The organism is Fischerella sp. PCC 9605 (assembly GCF_000517105.1).
GTDB lineage: Bacteria > Cyanobacteriota > Cyanobacteriia > Cyanobacteriales > Nostocaceae > PCC9605.
Map to the genome: position 1 here is coordinate 659,248 of NZ_KI912149.1, position 18,737 is coordinate 677,984.

Sequence of the window (18,737 nt, forward strand, 5' to 3'; positions counted from 1 at the left end):
TTTTCACACCTGCAGACTTGAAGCCAGGAGTTTACCCCTTTAGTTTGTCTTGCGTTCTTGATACTCGGCAGCACCAATAGACATCTGACGGGTAGACAAAACAGTAGTGATTGTTACCCGTCTTACTGAACCTAAATTGCTGCTGATAAGTATTTAATCCTAGTAATATATTGGATTCTAACAGAAGGGGCCACTCTATACAAGGCTTGCTGTCAGCAAGAAAATTGTGTTTTTAGAATCATGGTTGTAAACGATCGCAAACTACAAAATACCCTTCATAACCAGCCAATAGTGGCATTTAGCAATCTGATTTGATTTGTGAGGTCTTCGTCTGGATCGTTGTTAGTTGGTAGTGGTTTGGAACAACAAACAACCATCAACCAAACAACCATCAGCAGCCTTGTCTAAAAGCCTCACAACTTTTCAATAGATGCTATGGAATGGAGGGTTGCAGCTAATGACTCTATTAATTCAAGTTTATAAGGTATAATTTGATTTTTAAAGTCTTTTTTTGCTTTTTCCAAATTTTTATTTAGCCAGCTAGCAAAGCTCGCATAGCCTTCAAAAAAGCATGATTTTATCTATCTCAAGAAGGAAATAGTTAGCTCGGTAGCAAAATTGTTTCCACAAAGGTTTGTTTACGAGCGTAAATATGCTTTTGAGCGTGCTAGCAATCTAAATATAGAGGTTGACAGATTTTTCACATCAAGTGAAACTTAATTATAGTTGCTTATATCACTTCTTTACCAGAATGTTTTTAGCTAAAATTACCCTTGTTGTGTGAACAGCGACGATCGGGGAAACAGTTTAGCTTAGGGTGTTCTATTTGAAGCTTCTGAGCGATCGCTAGAATTAAGGAAAGAAGTAAAGCAAATCGGAAGCGTGTCTTCCATTTTTGGCATTTTGGAGTCACAACCCGAAGGGCAGGGTGTACCTGGGGAGCTATAAGCTATTTCTGTTGTGAGTATGCCATACCACAAAGAAAAAATTAAATTGACTCATCATTAACATTCTCCGAGGAAATTATCCTCTACCTTAGAAGTTGAACAGGTGTGACTTTTGCCATGCCTTGGTGTCTTTGGTGAGTGTACGTTAAGTAAGGCATTGGCTTGTAATGCCGCTTTCCCAAGTGTCAGTTTTTTATAACCGAAATTCGGTAAACTAAAGCTGACCTGTGGTAGAAAGAGTTTTTTAAGAAACGGTTAAGTAAATATCGGAGTGGTAGAACGAATGTACTATCAAGGTGCTGTTGAAGGAGCTGCCAACACAGAATCAGGTAGCCGCGTCTTCGTGTACGAAGTGGTAGGTCTGCGTCAGAGCAAAGAAACTGATCAAACGAACTACCAAATTCGTAATAGCGGCAGTGTGTTCATCAGAGTGCCTTACAACCGCATGAACCAAGAAATGCGACGTATCACTCGCCTGGGCGGCAGAATTGTTAGCATCCAACCGATAAGTGTTTTACAGCAAATTAACGGTAAAGCCTCATCTGAAGTTGCTAGCGAAGCGATGAGCAAAGCCACATCTGCTAAATCTGCTCACGAAGGAAATGGTAATGCCACACCTGTAAAAGCTGAATCACCAAAGCAGCAACAGCCCAAGAATAAGGATACGAAAGGCAACACCATGACTCAAGCGAAAGCCAAAAAAGACGCCCACGCTGACGTTCCAGTAAACATTTACCGTCCCAATGCTCCTTTCATTGGTAAATGTATATCTAATGATGCGTTAGTAGGAGAAGGCGGAATTGGTATTGTTCAGCACATCAAATTTGACCTTGAAGGCGGAAACTTGCGCTATGTAGAGGGCCAAAGTATCGGTATTATCCCACCAGGGGTAGACAAGAACGGCAAACCAGAAAAACTGAGACTGTACTCAATCGCCTCGACTCGCCACGGCGATGATGTGGATGACAAAACTGTATCATTGTGCGTCCGCCAGTTGGAGTACAAGCACCCGGAAACTGGCGAAACAGTCTATGGTGTCTGCTCTACTTATCTATGTAACCTCAAGCCTGGAGATGAAGTTAAAATCACAGGGCCTGTGGGTAAGGAAATGTTATTACCCCCAGATGAGGATGCCAAGGTCATAATGATGGCAACAGGAACGGGTATTGCGCCCATGCGCGCTTACCTGTGGCGCATGTTCAAAGATGAAGAAAGAGCAGTTAATCCAGAATACCAGTTCAAAGGCTTCGCTTGGCTGATATTTGGTATCCCCACCACTCCAAACATCCTGTACAAGGAAGAACTGGAAGAACTACAAGCGAAGTATCCCGATAACTTCCGCCTGACTTACGCTATCAGCCGCGAACAGAAAAACCCCCAAGGTGGCAGAATGTACATTCAAGACCGTGTTGCCGAACACGCAGATGAACTGTGGAAGTTGATTAAGGATGAGAAAACCCACACCTACATTTGCGGTTTGCGCGGTATGGAAGATGGCATCGATGCAGCGCTAACAGCAGCAGCAGCCAAAGAAGGTGTCACTTGGAGTGAATATCAAAAAGAACTGAAGAAAGCTGGGCGCTGGCACGTGGAAACATATTAATTTGGTTATTGGTTGTTGGTTGGTTGTTGGTTGGTAATTGGAACAAACAACAAACAACAAACAACTAGCAACAAATGACAAATGACACTAGTAGGGTGGGTATTGCCCACCCTACAATTGTTTTGTTGTTGGTGAAATTGGGTACAAAATTCGTGGGTGTAAAGCTGGGAATACTAGGACTAGGCACGGTAGGTACGGGTACAGTGCAGTTAATACAAGATCATGCTGGACGTCATCCCCTGCTGCAAGATGTAGAAATATATCGGGTGGGGGTGCGATCGCTCGACAAAACCCGTGCGGTGAACCTACCGGAATCAGTGTTAACAACAGATTTAAAAGCAATTGTCACTGACCCGCAGGTAGATATCGTAGTCGAAGTCATAGGCGGACTAGAACCAGCGCGATCGCTAATTCTCAAAGCCATAGAACATGGCAAACATGTTGTCACCGCTAATAAAGCGGTAATCTCCCGCTTTGGTGATGAAATCTTTACCGCTGCCAATAAAGCTGGTGTATACGTCATGCTAGAAGCTGCGGTTGGTGGTGGTATTCCAGTCATTCAACCCTTGAAGCAATCGTTAAGCGTCAACCGCATTCACGCCGTTACAGGTATCGTCAACGGCACGACTAACTATATCCTTACACGCATGCAAACTGAAGGCAGCAGCTTTGACGATGTTTTAGCTGATGCCCAGCGGTTGGGTTACGCTGAAGCCGATCCTACTGCTGATGTCGATGGCTTAGACGCCGCAGATAAAATTTCGATCCTCGCCTCATTAGCCTTTGCTGGACGCATCAAACTGCAAGATGTCTATTGTGAGGGAATTCGGCAAGTCAGCAAAACAGACATTGCCTATGCCGATAAATTGGGGTTTGTCATCAAACTACTAGCAATAGCTAAACAAAATTCTCTCCCCCCCTCTCCCCATCCCCCCATCTCCCCCTCCTCTTCTCCCCTCTCCGTCAGAGTTCATCCTACCCTAGTTCCTAAAGCACACCCTTTAGCCAGCATCAACGGTGTCTATAATGCCATTCTCGTTGAAGGAGAACCCATCCGACAGGTAATGTTTTTCGGCCCGGGTGCTGGTGCTGGCCCAACTGCCAGCGCTGTATCATCTGATATATTACACTTAGTAGCAACTCTGAAATCTAGTACAGCAACACCCAATCCCCTGTTAACTTGCGGCCATCAAGACTACTGCCAAATTGCGCCCATAGAAGAACTCGTAACCAGATTCTACGCCCGCTTCTTAACAAAAGACCAACCAGGAGTAATTGGTAAATTGGGTACTTGTTTTGGTAAGTATGGAGTGAGTTTAGAATCAGTTGTCCAAACAGGCTTTCAGGGGGAACTAGCAGAGATTGTTGTTGTCACCCACGATGTCCGAGAAGGCGATTTTCGGCAAGCTTTAGCAGAAATTCGCACCCTAGAAGCTGTAGACAGCATTCCCAGCTTATTACGAGTGTTGTGAAGGGACTGGTTATACCAAGTTGTGTTCAGATATAGCAATTCGTGCCCTCTCCCCCTCCCCTGTTCCAAATTGGGAGAGGGGTGCCGGCAGGCGGGGTGAGGAAAGTACTGTCTTTGACTGCAACCTTATTAGTTGTTGAGAGAGGTTGATTGTTGTTTGTTGTACCCTGCGGGAAGCCCTACTCTGCGAGAAGCCGCCCTAACGGGCGTCTACGGGTACTCTGCGAGAAGCTGCCCTAACGGGCGTCTACGCAGTCGCTCATGGGGGAAACCACGCCAGGTGCTACAACGCTTGGTACCCCCGCAACGCACTGGCTCCCCAAGACTGCGCTGTCTCACCGCTTGCGCGTCTATGGAGGAACAATCAAGCAACAACTAAACAATACAGTTTTGTAAAACAGCTATCTATGGCTTAATTAGGGTTAGACACAAATTTTACGAGTTTTACTACTAGCAGGGTAAATACGATGACAAATACGCCTCCCGATCCCAAGTCATCTCAAACAAATGCCCTCGGCTTTGAAGAATTTATTGGCATTCTGGTTGCCTTTGCCACTATTGGGGTAATTTTGTTTTGGTCGTTTTCCCGCAAAGAGTCTGGCTGGAATTTAGGTGGCTTGCTGTTGCCATCCCCTACTCAATCTCCTGTCCCTACTACTCCTACTGTCGAATCTCGGCAAGCACCGCCTTCGTCTGAGGAAAAACCTGTTGTTGTGGAAAAGCCTCTTCCTCGTGTTAGTCCAGGCGAGTTACGACGAGAACAAAAACTTTTGCCACCTGACTCTACTAGGGAAACATTGCCATTGGTTATTCCTGAGAAAAAGCCAACTATCCCCCCACCCATCGCATTTACTGATGTACCCAGTGACTTCTGGGCACGTCGTTTTATCGATGTGCTTTCTTCTCGTAATATTATTAAGGGCTATCAAGATTATTCATTTAGACCAAATCAGCCTGTAAGCCGTGCAGAATTTGCAGCCATACTACAACAGGCATTTAGGAATGGGCTTGGCTATACCAACAAAAAAATGTCTTTTCAGGATGTGCCAACCCAGTTCTGGGCAAATTCAGCTATTGATCAAGCTATTAATACTGGGTTCTTAAGAGGCTACCCTAACAAAACCTTCAACCCAAACCAAAAAATTTCGCGAGCACAGGTACTAGTTGCCCTTGCCAGTGGTTTAAATCTCAAAGTTCCCGCTTCCCCAAATCAAGTTTTAAGCGTCTACAAAGATGCCCGAGAAATTCCCACCTACGCTACCAATAAAATAGCAGCCGCCACAGAAAGTGGACTTGTGGTCAATTATCCAGATCCAACAGTTCTGGCTGCCAATAAACAAGCTACCCGTGCTGAGGTAGCAGCAATGATTTATCAAGCTTTGGTGCGAATGAGAAGGGTAGACGCAATTCAATCTGAATACATTGTCAAAGTACCTGACTAAACCTAAATACACAAGTGGTCAAGAGTAGCTAAAAGTCTGCTTGACCACTTGGAGAGGAGGCGATACCCAGCAGCAATTCATAGCGTACTAGCGGGAAAAATCGCTCTCCGCATTGAATTACTCAGTTTTTAAGCGTCTTTACCGACCACTTGTGATTTGAGAGATGAAATTTCATTGGTTAACTCTTGCCTGGTTGAGGCTTTGAGTAAATAACGGTAAACGAACCAAGCGGAGTAACCAATACCAATCAATTCAAAGGTAGGTGCTACTAAGGGAATATCATTCAAAGCGTCCAGGATTGCCAGGACAACTTTCACAGCGACAATCGCCCCCACAATCAAACCAATGGAAACCAAAGGCTGTTTGTACCTATTAAAAAAGGCTCCCAGGTATTCGGGCAGTGTCGCTAAAAAGCCAGAAGCAATTTCTCCGTATTTCAGCCATTGCTCTTGGTTTTGAGTAGCTGGTTGGAGTTTAGTAATGGTTCCTGTTTGGTTGTTGATCTCTGGCATCGTTGTATCTATAGACTTGGTTTCTACTACTTCCGGTTCTTGCATTTCCGCTCCCATGATTATGACAGTTGAGTTACTCTTATCCGGACAATTACAACCAAAAGGCTGTTGATTAGGCGATGCACTAGCACATCACGACGATAGAGTTTGGAGGTACAAAGAGGCTCTAGTTACCTATCACCATCATTGCCCCTTAACCACTACTTCATCAACTACAAGGTATTAACTCAGTAGGAAGGTAGCGGTTTAAACATGGCAGGATAGACTTGAAGCAGCATTCTAAGTTCGTTAGTTATGGAACTTGAATCCTGAGTTGACTGTTATTCCGTGCCCTGTAAGCTGCTCAAAATCGTACTCACATAAGTACAAATCATGCAGAAATTCAGATCACTTCTTCTTTATACAAGTCTAGATGCCGATTTTACATGATATTTAGCCAATCTTAAGCTGCTATTCTCAATGGTGGTAGTGGTATTGATATTAATAATTAATAAAACTTTTTATGTATTCGCAAGATCTAGATTTAAAAAATTTTTTGTGGTATAATTACCAAACTCTTTAACTATATCCGCATTTATACTAATAACTAAGTTAGTCATAAATAAGTGTTAGGGGTAAGCCTGTCAAGATGTAAGTCTTGGAAATGAATTTTTCTTGGTGTCTTAGTGTCTTTGTGGTGAAAAATTATTTTTCACCACCAAGACACTAAGACACCAAGAGTAAAATAGTCTTCTCTGCTAACATTTGGGTTTGTTTTCTACCCACCTTGACAGGGCTAGTTTTAGGGGCAAAGAAAAATACTCCCATTTCTATAGAAATGAGAGAATAATCATAGATTTATTCAGAAACTATTTCAGCAAATTGTTGCTTGTTAGGGTGGGTCTATATGAAATTTTTGCCAATAGACAATTTTTCATCATAGCCACACAATCCACCCAAACTATTAGTTTTGATATGTATCTATTTGTTCGTCCCAATCAGGAATATCTGCACTGTCACCACCAACACCAATTCCTGTATTGTATATCTCGGCATTAGTGATAGTAAGGTTATTCATTGATGCACCATGTACATTAGAATCAAAAATCATGGCGCTAGTAAAGTTGACTCTGTTGAGGTTGGCATTTTTAAAATTAACATTCGTCGCAAAAGCTGAGGTCAAATTAGCGCCTGCCAAATTTGCGCCCGTGAGATCAGCGCCTTCAAGATTCGCTCCTTCCAGGTTCGCTCCTTGGAGATTTGCACCTCTTAAGTCAGCACCAATTAAATGAGCACCACTGAGGTTTGCTCCTGATAGATTGCACCGCACACATTCCCCAGTTGATAACAGCTTTTGTACTTGCTGCGGATTCTTCGCGCTGACTGCGCCAGTGAAGAACAGGGGAGCTACTAAGGTTAGAGCAGCTATAATTTTGGTTTTCATATTTCCCCCTTTTTAATTAACGAGCTTCCGTTCTTTTCCTCACAATTTCATTATCTCACTAAACTGGTTGAGAAAAATTATTAATTTCACTAACAGTTAGTGATTGCGCTCACATTTTCTGCGATCGCAGAAATACTACTACTTGATTTCGTCGAAGTATTTCCAACCATAGTATATGGTTAACTAATGGGTTCTGACAAATAACTATTGTCAGAGAATGTCTAAATAGTGTTTTCTCACTCTTGACAGAAGAAACAATAATCTATATCTCCTTCCATATCTTCCATAGGCCATAGAAATAGGGCTAGACAAAATTATCAGAGATATTTGTCTGAATAAAACCGAATTTTTGCTTAATTTAAGCAAAGATACTGCTACATCAAAAGATTAAATACCCTGAAAATCTTAAAAATTTAGTCTGAATTAGCTTGTAATTAAGTATTTTTACTGGTTTCACTATAACTTGATTAAAGCTACAGAATAAACAAGAACATCAGAATTTTAATTAGTACTTGTGTACGCAGTTATAATTGCATCTATGTTAGAGTTTTTTATCGTTTAGGTAATGTTTGCTAAATTTAATATCAACCAAGCTATCAACTAAATAGGTGTAAAAAAATCTAATTATTAAAGTGTTAAAAACTAGTGGTATGGGTCAAATATTTGGGTAAAATTTATTTAGTTTGATGTAATAATTTCTTACCAAACGTCTAGCCTGTTAGCTTCCTTTTTTACTTTACGGATATTAAAAATTAAGTAAAAATAAATAGGCTGACTATTACGATTTATAACCAAAGTTTTTGTACTTTACAAAGCCAAGACTCTATCAAGCTTGCTGCCCACATAGAGCTTTAAAGTAGCAAAATTAACGCAAAATTGCAAATTTTTCAAGCTTTGACCCCTGCCATAAGTTGCCGTATAGTCTTAATCTGACTAGAGACCAACAAGGCTTAACCTATGGTTCGAGAACTTGAACGAAAACGCCAGAGTGCAAATTTTCCAGAAACTGCCCCAGCTGCCAATCCAGTGTTTTTTAGAACCTACAGCCGTCGTAGAGAGGCAGGGGTGAGAGAAACATGGGATGAGGTATGCGATCGCACTCTGGGAGGCTTAATCAGCCTGGGTAAATTGCTACCCCAAGAAGCTGATATCCTAGAACGAATGCAGCGCAACTTGAAAGCTTTACCCAGTGGACGCTGGTTATGGGTGGGCGGTACAGACTGGATCGCCCAACCACAAAATTTTTCTGGGGGATACAATTGTACCTCAACCAACCTCCAAGACTGGAGTGCATTTGGGTTGATGATGGATTTAGCAATGATGGGTTGTGGTACTGGAGCAGTTCTAGAACCAAAATATATCAGCCAGTTGCCCCCAATCCGCAATCACTTGAATGTAACCCTACATGGAGAAATTGGTATTACTCCGCGTCTAGAACGCCGGGAACTAACAGAAGTAAAAATAGAAGACAATAGCGTTACCATCTATGTTGGAGACAGCCGTCAAGGTTGGGTGCAATCATATCAAAGCCTGCTGGAACTCTCTACTGATGAAAGATTTTCAGGAGAAGTTAAAGTAATCGTTGATATCAGTGACGTACGGCAAGCGGGAGAATCTCTTAAAGGCTTTGGAGGCGTTGCTAATCCTGTAAAATTGCCAGGACTGTATCAGCGCTGTGCATCCATCCTCAATAAAGCCGTTGGCAGACAATTAAATTCTGTAGAGTGCTGTTTGTTGATTGATGAAGCGGCTGTAACAATTGTTGCCGGCAATATTAGAAGAAGCGCGGGTATGCGCCAAGGTGCTAGCGAAGATAATTTGTTTGCCGACGCTAAGGCTAACCTTTGGCAGCAGGATGAAAATGGTAACTGGCGCATTGACCCAGAGCGTGATGCTCTGAGAATGGCAAACCACACTAGAGTTTTTCACCGCAAACCGACATTAGAAGAATGTATTGATGCTGTTCGCAAACAGTATTACAGTGGTGAAGGCGCGATTCAATGGGCTGGTGAAGCCATAGCCAGAGCTAACAGCGATTTGCTGGCTACTCCTGCCTTGAAAGTTGAATTTTTGAAAGCGTACCAACAAGGAACTGCAAAACAGTGGTTGCAAGAACGCTATCTCAATCTTGATGCTCGTGAGTTAGAACATCGTTTGGCTAGATTTGGTCTTAATCCGTGTGGTGAGATTATCGGCAGCAACTTCCACTGTAATTTATCAGAGGTTCACCTCAATCAAATTGACCCCTATAACTATAAAGAACAAGAAGAGGCGTTCACCGCAGGTGCGCTATCTGTAGCTGCACTTTTACATCATAAATTTCAGGAGCCTCGCTATCAATACAGCCGTGAATTAGATCCAATTGTTGGTGTTTCTTTTACTGGTTTATTTGATTTCTTTGTTCATGCTTTTGGAGTTGATTGGTTGCGGTGGTGGGCAGAAGGAAGACCCACAACTGCACAAGGATTGGCGTTTAAGCGCCAAGAAGAAAAATATCTGAGTATGTGGAAGGATATTGTGCATCGCGTTGTTTGGGATTACTGCGATCGCCATAATCTCAAACGTCCAAATCGCTGCACCACTGTTCAACCCAGTGGCACTAAATCTTTATTAACAAGTGCTTCTCCTGGATGGCACCCTCCCAAAGCACAAAGGTTCATTCGCAGAATCACCTTCCGCAAAAACGATCCAGTTGCTTTAGCTTGTATTGACTACGGTTACAACGTCATTCCTTCCCAATCTGACAAAGATGAACAGGGCAATTTGTTAAATGACCCCTTCGATCCGAGAGTGAGTGAATGGTTGGTAGAAATACCCGTTGCTGTACCTTGGGCTGATTTACCAGGCGCTGATGAGATTGACATCAGTAAATTTAGTGCCCTATCCCAAATGGATTTCTACATGCAAGTACAGAAATTTTATGTTACTCATAACACCTCTGCCACCATTGAACTACGGGAACAAGAAATAGAAGCCTTGGGAAACCGTATTTACGAAACTATTCGTGATGATGAAGGTTATATCAGTGCTGCTCTTCTGGCAAGATTTGATGACCATCAAACCTTCCCACGTTTGCCCTTTGAACCAATCGCCAAACAAGAGTATGAAAAGTTAATGCAAGAAGTGGAAAAACGTCGCCAAAGCAGTAATTTCCATGCAGTTTTAAGCCGCTATGATTTCGGTGAATTAATGGAATCTGGCCCTGCAGGTTGCGATTCGGATAAGTGCATGATGCCAGAGGAAAATCTAATGTAATTTCTCGAAAGAAGAAGATAGAAGAAAAAAGGAAGAAGTAGTAATTAGTGAAGGTCTTGTACCTTAATGGGTAAATACGAAAGAAGACTTCTTCCTTCTTCTGTTTCCTTTCTTCGGACAAATAAGGGAGTACCACTAGGAATTATTGAACAGCAGGTGTGGGCAAGAGAAGTATTGCTCCACGGAAATTTTCAATGTAGGTTAAATGATGAATTTCAGCTCTCTCGTTATGATCGAGTCAGAGCCTAGTGAAGCCCGAAAAATTTTCTCAATGCTGATGCTGGAAAAGGTAAGCAATGGTTAAAGTTGTTGTCATCATCAACACGCTCATCTCGCTGATATTACTATACACAGCTTGGCGAGTATGGCGGCTGCGACTGCGACTGGTTAGGATTACCAACTGGTTGATTCTGACTGAGCGCTGTAGCCATGCAGTACTGTACACAGCACCTGAAGCTATCTACATTGGTCAGCAGAACATTCATAACCTGCGGCAAACCAACCAAGCACTAGATATACAAATTCAACAATTACGGCGGATTCTCGGCCTATTAGTTGTTGGACAGCGATTCTGGCGTCGGTATTTTCGGAAGCCACGGTTAAAAGTTTAGAAATTGTTGTTGGTTGGTGGTTGGTGGTGAGCCAGCGCGCTCCAAAGGGGGTCTCCCCCATGTAGACGCCCGCAGGGCGGCTTCGGTGCAGGGTACGACTGGCGAACCCGAAGGGTTGGTAGTTCCATAGACGCGCTTTACTCAGCTACTCTACCTTGAAGGGCCACGCCCTGGGAGTGCAGGGTAAAACAAACAACAAACACCAGAAAACTCAAAGTAACCTTCCTGCTTGAGATGTTGTCTGTAGAATTATGAGATGAGTTAAATTATTCGGGGCTTGCAAGGCGTGAAAACCCACATAAAATGGGTGTAAGGAGAGAAACAGCAAAATGTCTAACAACCGTTCTGGAATATTTATTGGCGGTTTGATGCTAGGAGCTACCATTGGTGCTTTGACCGGGTTGCTCATGGCTCCACGTACAGGGCGTGAAACGCGCAAACTATTAAAGAAATCTGCTGATGCCCTGCCAGAATTGGCAGAAGACTTATCATCCAGTGTCCAACTTCAAGCGGATCGTCTGTCTACAAATGCATTGCGAAACTGGGATGAAACTTTGGAGCGACTGCGGGAAGCGCTCGCAGCTGGTATTGATGCCAGTCAGCGAGAAAGCCAAGCTATAAAGCGACAAAAGGCAGAAGCTAACTCAGATTCGATGCCCCAGCACATAGATAACTAATCAACAACATAACTGTGAGTGAACCCCTGTTTTGGCTGGGACTGTCCATGCTCCTAGTCGCCACCAGTCTGACTGCTGTTTTGGTGGCGGCGATACCAGCTTTGCAAGAAGTAGCAAGGGCAGCTCGCAGTGCAGAAAAGTTATTTGACACCCTCTCACGAGAGTTACCGCCAACTCTAGATGCTATTCGCATGACAGGTTTGGAATTGACTGATTTAACAGATGATGTCAGCGAAGGCGTCAAAAGCGCTTCTGGGGTAGTTAAACAAGTCGATCAAAGCCTAAACAGCGCCAAACAGCAAGCCCAAAATATTCAAGTCGGTACGCGCAGCCTATTTGTTGGTGTGAAAGCAGCATGGAAAACTTTCACGCGCTCAAAATCTGTAAAAAGAACAGGCGATCGCTTATCGATAAATCAAAAAGGAACCTTACCGTTAAGAGAACGAGAAGCGCTCAGACAATATAATCGGGCGACCAAACCAGAACTATATCGCAATCAGGACGGCTATAGGGACGCTGCTAGCTGGGAAAGCAACGACGCTGAAGATTGGGAAGAGGAATAGAGATTAAAAAAGTTGAATATAGACCAATACGCTTAGGATAAGCCCACAGGACGGCTTTCCATAGGTAGTTTAGAACTGCACGATCAAAACCTGCTGAACTAAGCGCAAGTCTCGTATAGCTGCATCATGCATGGGAACTAGTCAATCACAGGAAAATCCCACAACCAAGGATAAAAATACCTCTTCCCTGTTAAGAATTCCCCGATCCCCAATCCCTATTTTCAAGATAGATGCCAAGCTCATTCCTTACTGTTCAACCATTGGGGAGCAAAAACTATCCTTTTCTCGGGTAGAATAAATTAGATTAAAGTTAAAAAGTGTAAAGAATTATCACTTTTCCCCTAATCTTTTAAAACAACTTGTTCACGACTACTGTGGAGATTTTTATAAAAAAGGCCATGCAGCATCGTTTTTGGCGACGAATTCTGGTAGCTTTCGCGGTATTCTTCTTGACTGGGTCAATTTGGGTGACACATTCTCCTTGGGCTTATGCTTACAATAATCCAGATCTGCTACCCGATACCCCAACCCCAGTTGTAGACTTAGCCAAATCGCTCACCTCTGTTCAAGAAGAGAACCTTGTTAAAGAACTAGAGCAATTTGAAGCTGAAACCGGCTGGAAACTGAGAGTTTTGACTCAATACGATCGCACTCCCGGTTTAGCAGTTAAAGATTTTTGGAAACTGGATGACAAAAGTGTTTTGCTAGTTGCCGATGCCAGTGGTGGTAATATTCTCAACTTCAATGTCGGCGATGCCGTTTACCAGCTCCTACCTCGCACTTTTTGGGTAGAATTGCAAACTCGCTTTGGCAATTTGTACTTCGTACGAGACGAAGGCGAAGATGAAGCTATCTTGCAAGCTCTAGAATCGGTTAAAACATGTCTGCGTCAAGGCGGTTGCCGTGTCGTTCCCGGACTGCCAAAGGAACAGTGGATTCTGACACTGATTACCTCGGTAATTGGTGGGATTATTTGTGGTTTTGCAGCTCAACCCCGGCGTGAAGGACAAATTGTGGCTTGGCAGTGGGCTTTAATTTTTTCTCCTTTGTGGGGAATTTTATTTATTGCCTTCGGTATTGGGCCGGTAGTGTCACGCACTTCTGACTGGCTACCCTTAGTTCGCAATATCACTGGTTTTCTTATTGGGGTTTTGGTTGCTTATCTGTCCCCTGCATTCACTCGCTCTCCAGCATCGAAAATCTAAATTAGTCAATAGTCATTAGACATTAGTCATTGGTTTGTAATTGTTACAAATGACAAAGGATAAAGGACTAATGACAAAGGACTCTCTTAAGCTGAAAGCTGTTAGCTGACTGCTGAAATGTAATGGAATGGCACGTAACTGATGCTGAGAGTTTGGCAATAATTGATAGTGAAATTGGCGATCATGTCTTTTCACCTGCCGAGTATGAAATTGTTCGGCGGGTGATTTATGCCACAGCTGATTTTGAGTATAAGTCTTTGATTCGCTTTTCTGAGCGTGCTTTGCAAGCGGGTGCAGCTGCACTAGCGACACGTACAACTATTGTTGTAGATGTGCCAATGGTACAAGTAAGTATTACCTGCGACATTCAAACCACGTTTGCTAATCCGGTGTATTGCAGTATGGACACACCAACTCGCCCTCAAAAAGAAAAAACTCGTGCAGCTTGGGGAATCGAAACCCTAGCCAAACGTTATCCAGAGGGCTTATTTATAGTTGGTCAAGCGCAAACTGCTTTAACAACACTAACTGATTTGATTGAAGCTGAAGAAATTAGACCCGCTTTAGTAATTGCTACACCACCAGGCTTTATCAATATAGATGCTGCTAAAGAACGCTTGCGAGACTCTCTAGTACCAAACATTACAATTGATAGTCGTAAAGGTGGGGCATTAGTAGCAGCCGCAATTGTGGATGGCTTGGTAGATTTAGCTTGGCAATCCTATGGGCAAGCAAGATGAGAGAGGAGTGGGGGAGTGGGGGATGGGAAGATGGGGAGATGGGGAGAGTGGAAGAATAACAACCAACTACTAACCACTAACCACTAACTACTAACTACTAACTCTTTACTTTTTAACGCGTCTCCCACTCTCCCCCTCTTCCCCTCTCCCTTTCTTCCTCTGGAAGACGGCGCCTACGGGGTCTTTGTGAGGGGCGATCGCTGACTCTATTTTCTCTGTACTCCTGTTCCTCTTCCTCTAGACGGCGCCTGCGGGGTCTTTGTGAGGGGCGATCGCTGACTCTATTTTCTCTGTACTCCTGTTCCTCTTCCTCTAGACGGCTGCGGGGTCTTTGTGAGGGGCGATCGCGTATACGGCGGCTGACCTCGGGGAAAAAATCCCGACGCAAATAAGGATAATCACTCACCCATAAATCGCGACTGGGAATATAGATATCGCTGATTTCCTCAATTCTGCTTAAATCTGGGCGATTTGACATCACCACCATTTCTGCTTTTTGACCGCGAGCAATAACTTTATGCTCAACCCGCAGTGGTGCTGTCAGTTGGGCTGTAAATCCAGTTTCATCACCTACTTCTAAGTTGATTCGTTTTTCCCGGTTTTCTACTATTACCAAATCGCCTTTGCTATCAACAGTTTCCTGTTTGCCAACCAACTCTTCTGTTATCCACCAATCCAAAATTCGACCACGGAAAAAACCGCCGTATTTGTAACGACGGCATTTGGCATTTCGCATACTAGCCCAAAATACTGGTCCCCAAAGCCAGTAGAAAGCGCCGATTAGTCCTAGGACAAATACGATCGGCCCAAAACCAGGCATTACAAAAACTTTTAACAGCACATAAACAGCTGCAATGACTACAGAAATTAACAGCCGTTGTAAAAAATCGGGAAATTTTCCCCAGTAGTACTTGTACTGTTGACTTGTGGCAACTAAAGGGATAAGTTGACTAAATTTTTCGCGAGTCAGTGGGACAAGCATTCGGATTTTGGATTTTGGATTAAAAGTTTAGATCAAGTTCGTTAAATCACTGATATTTATCGTTTTTTTGGTAATGGGTAATGGTGAAAGTGGAAAAACCGCCTATTACCAATTACCAATTACCTATTACCGGCGTGACGAATAATATAAATGTTTAAGCGAACCTGATATTAGAGTATCTTTTCTAATCCATATACTAACGCCTTTAGCTGGAGGACTTTGCGAATTGCTAGTAGTACTCCCGGCATATAGGCAGCGCGATCGCTTGTATCATGCCGTAAGGTATAAATTTGACCAAGTGCGCCAAAAATCACTTCTTGATGGGCAATTAGTCCCGGTAAACGCACGCTATGAATCCTAATACCTTCATCTGCAAGGCTACCCCTTGCTCCTGGTAATTTTTCTGTTTCTTTGACAATTGCCTGGTTAAATGTCTTACCCATTTCTGCTAGCATTTGAGCAGTTTGAATGGCAGTACCACTGGGAGCATCAGCTTTTTGATTGTGATGCAGTTCAATAATTTCCACGTGGTCAAAATATTGAGATGCTGCGATCGCCGCTTGTTGCAGCAGCACCATACCAATGCAGAAATTGGGAACTAGCAAGCAACCCGTACTAGCTTTATCAGCAAATTCTGCCAAATCTTGAATTTGTTCGGGACTTAAGCCTGTAGTACCAACAACCGGACGGATACCGTAGGCGATCGCACTGCGAATATTGTCATATACAGAATCAGGATGAGTAAAATCTACCATCACTCCTGGCTGCATATGCCTTTCACCAGCCACGTACCCCAACATCGGTTCCAATTGATTGGTAATTGGTACTTCCAAAGGTTCACTTAAACCAGCTAATTCCCCCGCATCTTTGCTTTGATGTTCTGGACTCGTATCGATAGCACCCATAAGGCTCATATCTGGTGCTTGTGCCACAGCTTTTACGACTTCGCGCCCCATTTTACCAGCAGCGCCGTTAACAATAACCGGGATAAGAGTTTGATTCGCCATAGATCAAGAAATGCTTTTATACCCAACAAGCGAATTGTAGGAGAATTTGGCAAGCTAGTAGTTTGCCCTTTGCTAATTTCCGGATGAGGGAACTCAACTATTGTTAAGTTAGTCGATAGCTAAAACTTGGTTTGATTATGAACGAGTCTTTCACTACGATTGGTTGAACTATGATTTAGAGTTGAGCTGATTGCCAAGCAGTAATAACAACAGAAGTAGACTTTAGACCAAGGGCAAGAATGACAAATTTAAAGTCACGTCTGCTTTTTTCAGTAATCCTTGGGTTATATCATCATACAACTTTGTCTAAAATTTACAGAATATTAACCAATTGAGTGAAAAAATTATCTTAATTGCCCTACCTTCGTTAGTTACAAACGTAGTCGAGCAGATGAACAAAAAATTTACCCTCTCCTTGCTTTCCAGCCCCGCACTGTTTGCGTCGATGCTGTCTATGGTAATGATGACCCAACCAGCACACGCAAATCAAACACAAAACCCTACCCAAACCCACTGCACACAAAATCTCCACTCAGCAACTCCTCGTATGGCATGTGTACGGGTGAGTAAGGCAAACGCAGTGACACCTAAACAACAGGCAAATGTAACGCAAGACTACAATCCTAGTGACATTACTGAAATGGACTTCTCTGAAGAAGAGAGCGATACAGCAATAGCATTGTTTGGCTGTGACTGTCCATCCTGCCTCAATGCTCTACGCCAGATGCGCGGTCAGGCTCCTATGCCAGTATAGTAGCCTGATACCAGAATGTTTGGAATCATGGTTTTTGATAAAAATATTGATAAATAAAAAAGGTAAAGTTAACAGAAGTTGTTAATTTTATCTTTTTCTAGTTTTAAAAGAAGGAAGAAAGAAGTTAGAAGAATAACTTTAAGGAAATTTCAGATTTGAATTTGTGCGAGTAAACCACAAGCCTTGTTTCTGTAAATTCGCATTGCCACAAGAAAAGCCAGAGAGTAAATTCTCTGACTGTTAACCGGAGACAAAAGAACCATCAACCTATTAGTTCATTAAAGTAATTTTGCTGATTTCAAGAAACCCGATTTATTTTATAAATCGGGCTTTTGAGGAATGATTAAACCTCCCAAAGTAGGTGTAACAGAAGACTAGTACCACTTTTGGTAAAAACCTAGAATCTTCCCAGGTTATGCAGACCTAGGATCACACCTGCTCCTAAGATATGACCAAAGGCGGCACAAGCCAGTAACGCTGGTACACCAAAATTACCCAAAACCGGATTTGAGGGCAAGGCAGGTTCTGCGTTGGGATACTTAATGGTATATTTACCAAACAAAATGGCAAGGATATTGCAGAGAATCATGGTAACTCCTACTGCTGGGCTCCATTGCAGAGGTGTGGTTGCAGCGGCTAGTAAAGTAGATGTCAGCAACTGATTTTCTCCTTATAATTGTTAATGCAGTGAAAATCTCATGTGAATTTCTTACCAAAAAAAATCAATCCAAAGTTGGATTTTGCATTAATAGTTAACATTTTTTCTTATTACTTAATATAGCCCGATCTTTTTTTGTTTTTTATATCACAATAATTACTAATAACTTTCACTAAAAGTTTTATAAGTTTGTGAGGGAGCTACTAATACTTGATTCATGCATCAATAAAATTCATGCAAACAATAAATAATGAGATTTGAGAAGATGTCTGAAAAGTTTATGAAAGGTATAATTTGTTATTCTGCACAATCACCTCAAAATCATCTAAACTCAAGGTGATAGGGTTGATAAATAAATTGAGTCATGTCCTCTACAATAGATTCATTGCCACCAAACCTTGCCAAAATTGTCCAGCGCTTTAAACGTGCTACAGATCCGAAGCGACGCTACGAACAGCTAATTTGGTATGGTCAGCGGCTTCCAGAGTTTCCAGAAGCTGATAAAATACCAGAAAATAAAGTTCCTGGGTGTGTTTCCCAGGTTTATGTCATAGCTGGCTTGGAAGAAGGTAAAGTTATATTTCAAGGTGATTCTGATTCCCAATTAACCAAAGGATTAGTGGGGCTTTTGATTGAAGGTCTGAACGGACTAGCACCGAATGAAATTGTCCTACTTACTCCAGATTTTATTCAAGAAACTGGTTTAAATGTTAGCCTGACGCCTTCCCGCGCTAATGGTTTTTATAATATTTTCAAGACCATGCAAAAAAAGGCTTTGGAATGCCAAGCAGACATATCTCACTAAATATGTGAGCAGTTCTAAAATATGTTAAGTGGTTAGTAGTTAGTGGCAAACAACCAACACTAACAACCAACAACCAACAATT

15 protein-coding genes and 1 pseudogene are annotated in these 18,737 nt (G+C 42.6%); 11 read left to right on the plus strand and 5 right to left on the minus strand.

Annotated features, from left to right (window positions below):
• Window positions 1–1,230 precede the first annotated feature (1,230 nt).
• The 3 genes from petH (at window position 1,231) to FIS9605_RS0117805 (ending at window position 5,463) form a co-directional block, all read left to right on the plus strand.
• Window positions 1,231–2,550: a ferredoxin--NADP reductase gene (gene petH, locus FIS9605_RS0117790; protein ID WP_026733813.1), complete on the plus strand. Its 1,320-nt coding sequence runs from the start codon at window positions 1,231–1,233 to the stop codon at window positions 2,548–2,550.
• A 152-nt stretch (window positions 2,551–2,702) separates the two neighbouring features.
• Window positions 2,703–4,022 carry a homoserine dehydrogenase gene (locus tag FIS9605_RS0117795; RefSeq protein WP_026733814.1) on the plus strand — a complete coding sequence of 440 codons (1,320 nt, stop codon included), beginning with the start codon at window positions 2,703–2,705 and terminating at the stop codon, window positions 4,020–4,022.
• Window positions 4,023–4,488: 466 nt separating this feature from the next.
• On the plus strand, window positions 4,489–5,463 hold the full coding sequence (locus FIS9605_RS0117805; protein ID WP_026733815.1) for an S-layer homology domain-containing protein: 975 nt from the start codon (window positions 4,489–4,491) through the stop codon (window positions 5,461–5,463).
• Window positions 5,464–5,591: 128 nt separating this feature from the next.
• Here the strand turns inward: FIS9605_RS0117805 and FIS9605_RS0117810 are convergent, their stop codons facing one another.
• Together FIS9605_RS0117810 and FIS9605_RS0117815 are read right to left on the minus strand one after the other, a co-directional pair.
• Window positions 5,592–6,032: a CAAD domain-containing protein gene (locus tag FIS9605_RS0117810; RefSeq protein ID WP_026733816.1), complete on the minus strand. Its 441-nt coding sequence runs from the start codon at window positions 6,030–6,032 to the stop codon at window positions 5,592–5,594.
• A gap of 886 nt (window positions 6,033–6,918) precedes the next feature.
• A complete protein-coding gene (locus FIS9605_RS0117815; RefSeq protein WP_026733817.1) occupies window positions 6,919–7,398 on the minus strand; it encodes a pentapeptide repeat-containing protein in 480 nt (159 codons plus the stop codon).
• A 957-nt stretch (window positions 7,399–8,355) separates the two neighbouring features.
• Between FIS9605_RS0117815 and nrdJ the strand changes: the two genes are divergently transcribed.
• The 6 genes from nrdJ to FIS9605_RS0117850 all read left to right on the plus strand — a co-directional run bounded on the left by nrdJ (window position 8,356) and on the right by FIS9605_RS0117850 (window position 14,449).
• The gene (gene nrdJ, locus FIS9605_RS0117820) at window positions 8,356–10,653 is read left to right on the plus strand and encodes a ribonucleoside-triphosphate reductase, adenosylcobalamin-dependent (protein ID WP_026733818.1); all 2,298 of its coding nucleotides are present in this window, start codon (window positions 8,356–8,358) and stop codon (window positions 10,651–10,653) included.
• 296 nt (window positions 10,654–10,949) lie between these two features.
• On the plus strand, window positions 10,950–11,264 hold the full coding sequence (locus FIS9605_RS0117825; RefSeq protein ID WP_026733819.1) for a hypothetical protein: 315 nt from the start codon (window positions 10,950–10,952) through the stop codon (window positions 11,262–11,264).
• 329 nt (window positions 11,265–11,593) lie between these two features.
• Complete coding sequence (locus FIS9605_RS0117830; RefSeq protein WP_026733820.1) at window positions 11,594–11,941, plus strand: YtxH domain-containing protein; 348 nt, start codon at window positions 11,594–11,596, stop codon at window positions 11,939–11,941.
• Between the two features lie 14 nt (window positions 11,942–11,955).
• Window positions 11,956–12,504 carry a hypothetical protein gene (locus FIS9605_RS0117835; protein WP_026733821.1) on the plus strand — a complete coding sequence of 183 codons (549 nt, stop codon included), beginning with the start codon at window positions 11,956–11,958 and terminating at the stop codon, window positions 12,502–12,504.
• A 398-nt stretch (window positions 12,505–12,902) separates the two neighbouring features.
• On the plus strand, window positions 12,903–13,709 hold the full coding sequence (locus FIS9605_RS0117845) for a TPM domain-containing protein (RefSeq protein WP_026733822.1): 807 nt from the start codon (window positions 12,903–12,905) through the stop codon (window positions 13,707–13,709).
• A 122-nt stretch (window positions 13,710–13,831) separates the two neighbouring features.
• On the plus strand, window positions 13,832–14,449 hold the full coding sequence (locus FIS9605_RS0117850; RefSeq protein WP_026733823.1) for a precorrin-8X methylmutase: 618 nt from the start codon (window positions 13,832–13,834) through the stop codon (window positions 14,447–14,449).
• A 289-nt stretch (window positions 14,450–14,738) separates the two neighbouring features.
• On the opposite strand, the pseudogene FIS9605_RS37345 reads toward FIS9605_RS0117850, so the two are convergent.
• Both FIS9605_RS37345 and dapB read right to left on the minus strand, forming a co-directional pair.
• A pseudogene (locus FIS9605_RS37345) lies at window positions 14,739–15,431 on the minus strand (monovalent cation/H(+) antiporter subunit G); the annotation flags it as partial.
• Between the two features lie 170 nt (window positions 15,432–15,601).
• Complete coding sequence (gene dapB, locus FIS9605_RS0117860) at window positions 15,602–16,438, minus strand: 4-hydroxy-tetrahydrodipicolinate reductase (RefSeq protein WP_026733824.1); 837 nt, start codon at window positions 16,436–16,438, stop codon at window positions 15,602–15,604.
• Window positions 16,439–16,829: 391 nt separating this feature from the next.
• Between dapB and FIS9605_RS0117865 the strand changes: the two genes are divergently transcribed.
• Window positions 16,830–17,192: a hypothetical protein gene (locus FIS9605_RS0117865; protein ID WP_026733825.1), complete on the plus strand. Its 363-nt coding sequence runs from the start codon at window positions 16,830–16,832 to the stop codon at window positions 17,190–17,192.
• 397 nt (window positions 17,193–17,589) lie between these two features.
• On the opposite strand, the gene psaK is transcribed toward FIS9605_RS0117865, so the two are convergent.
• A complete protein-coding gene (gene psaK, locus FIS9605_RS0117870; RefSeq protein WP_026733826.1) occupies window positions 17,590–17,850 on the minus strand; it encodes a photosystem I reaction center subunit PsaK in 261 nt (86 codons plus the stop codon).
• 364 nt (window positions 17,851–18,214) lie between these two features.
• Between psaK and FIS9605_RS0117875 the strand changes: the two genes are divergently transcribed.
• Window positions 18,215–18,655, plus strand: coding sequence for a SufE family protein (locus tag FIS9605_RS0117875; RefSeq protein ID WP_026733827.1), 441 nt, complete (start codon window positions 18,215–18,217; stop codon window positions 18,653–18,655).
• Window positions 18,656–18,737: the final 82 nt, after the last annotated feature.

Bases quoted from the DNA above. Each gene is read 5' to 3' on its own strand.
- petH (WP_026733813.1), top strand. From the start codon at position 1,231: ATGTACTATCAAGGTGCTGTTGAAGGAGCTGCCAACACAGAATCAGGT.
- FIS9605_RS0117805 (WP_026733815.1), top strand. From the start codon at position 4,489: ATGACAAATACGCCTCCCGATCCCAAGTCATCTCAAACAAATGCCCTC.
- FIS9605_RS0117810 (WP_026733816.1), bottom strand. From the start codon at position 6,032: ATGGGAGCGGAAATGCAAGAACCGGAAGTAGTAGAAACCAAGTCTATA.
- FIS9605_RS0117815 (WP_026733817.1), bottom strand. From the start codon at position 7,398: ATGAAAACCAAAATTATAGCTGCTCTAACCTTAGTAGCTCCCCTGTTC.
- nrdJ (WP_026733818.1), top strand. From the start codon at position 8,356: ATGGTTCGAGAACTTGAACGAAAACGCCAGAGTGCAAATTTTCCAGAA.
- FIS9605_RS0117825 (WP_026733819.1), top strand. From the start codon at position 10,950: ATGGTTAAAGTTGTTGTCATCATCAACACGCTCATCTCGCTGATATTA.
- FIS9605_RS0117830 (WP_026733820.1), top strand. From the start codon at position 11,594: ATGTCTAACAACCGTTCTGGAATATTTATTGGCGGTTTGATGCTAGGA.
- FIS9605_RS0117845 (WP_026733822.1), top strand. From the start codon at position 12,903: ATGCAGCATCGTTTTTGGCGACGAATTCTGGTAGCTTTCGCGGTATTC.
- FIS9605_RS0117850 (WP_026733823.1), top strand. From the start codon at position 13,832: ATGGAATGGCACGTAACTGATGCTGAGAGTTTGGCAATAATTGATAGT.
- dapB (WP_026733824.1), bottom strand. From the start codon at position 16,438: ATGGCGAATCAAACTCTTATCCCGGTTATTGTTAACGGCGCTGCTGGT.
- FIS9605_RS0117865 (WP_026733825.1), top strand. From the start codon at position 16,830: ATGAACAAAAAATTTACCCTCTCCTTGCTTTCCAGCCCCGCACTGTTT.
- FIS9605_RS0117875 (WP_026733827.1), top strand. From the start codon at position 18,215: ATGTCCTCTACAATAGATTCATTGCCACCAAACCTTGCCAAAATTGTC.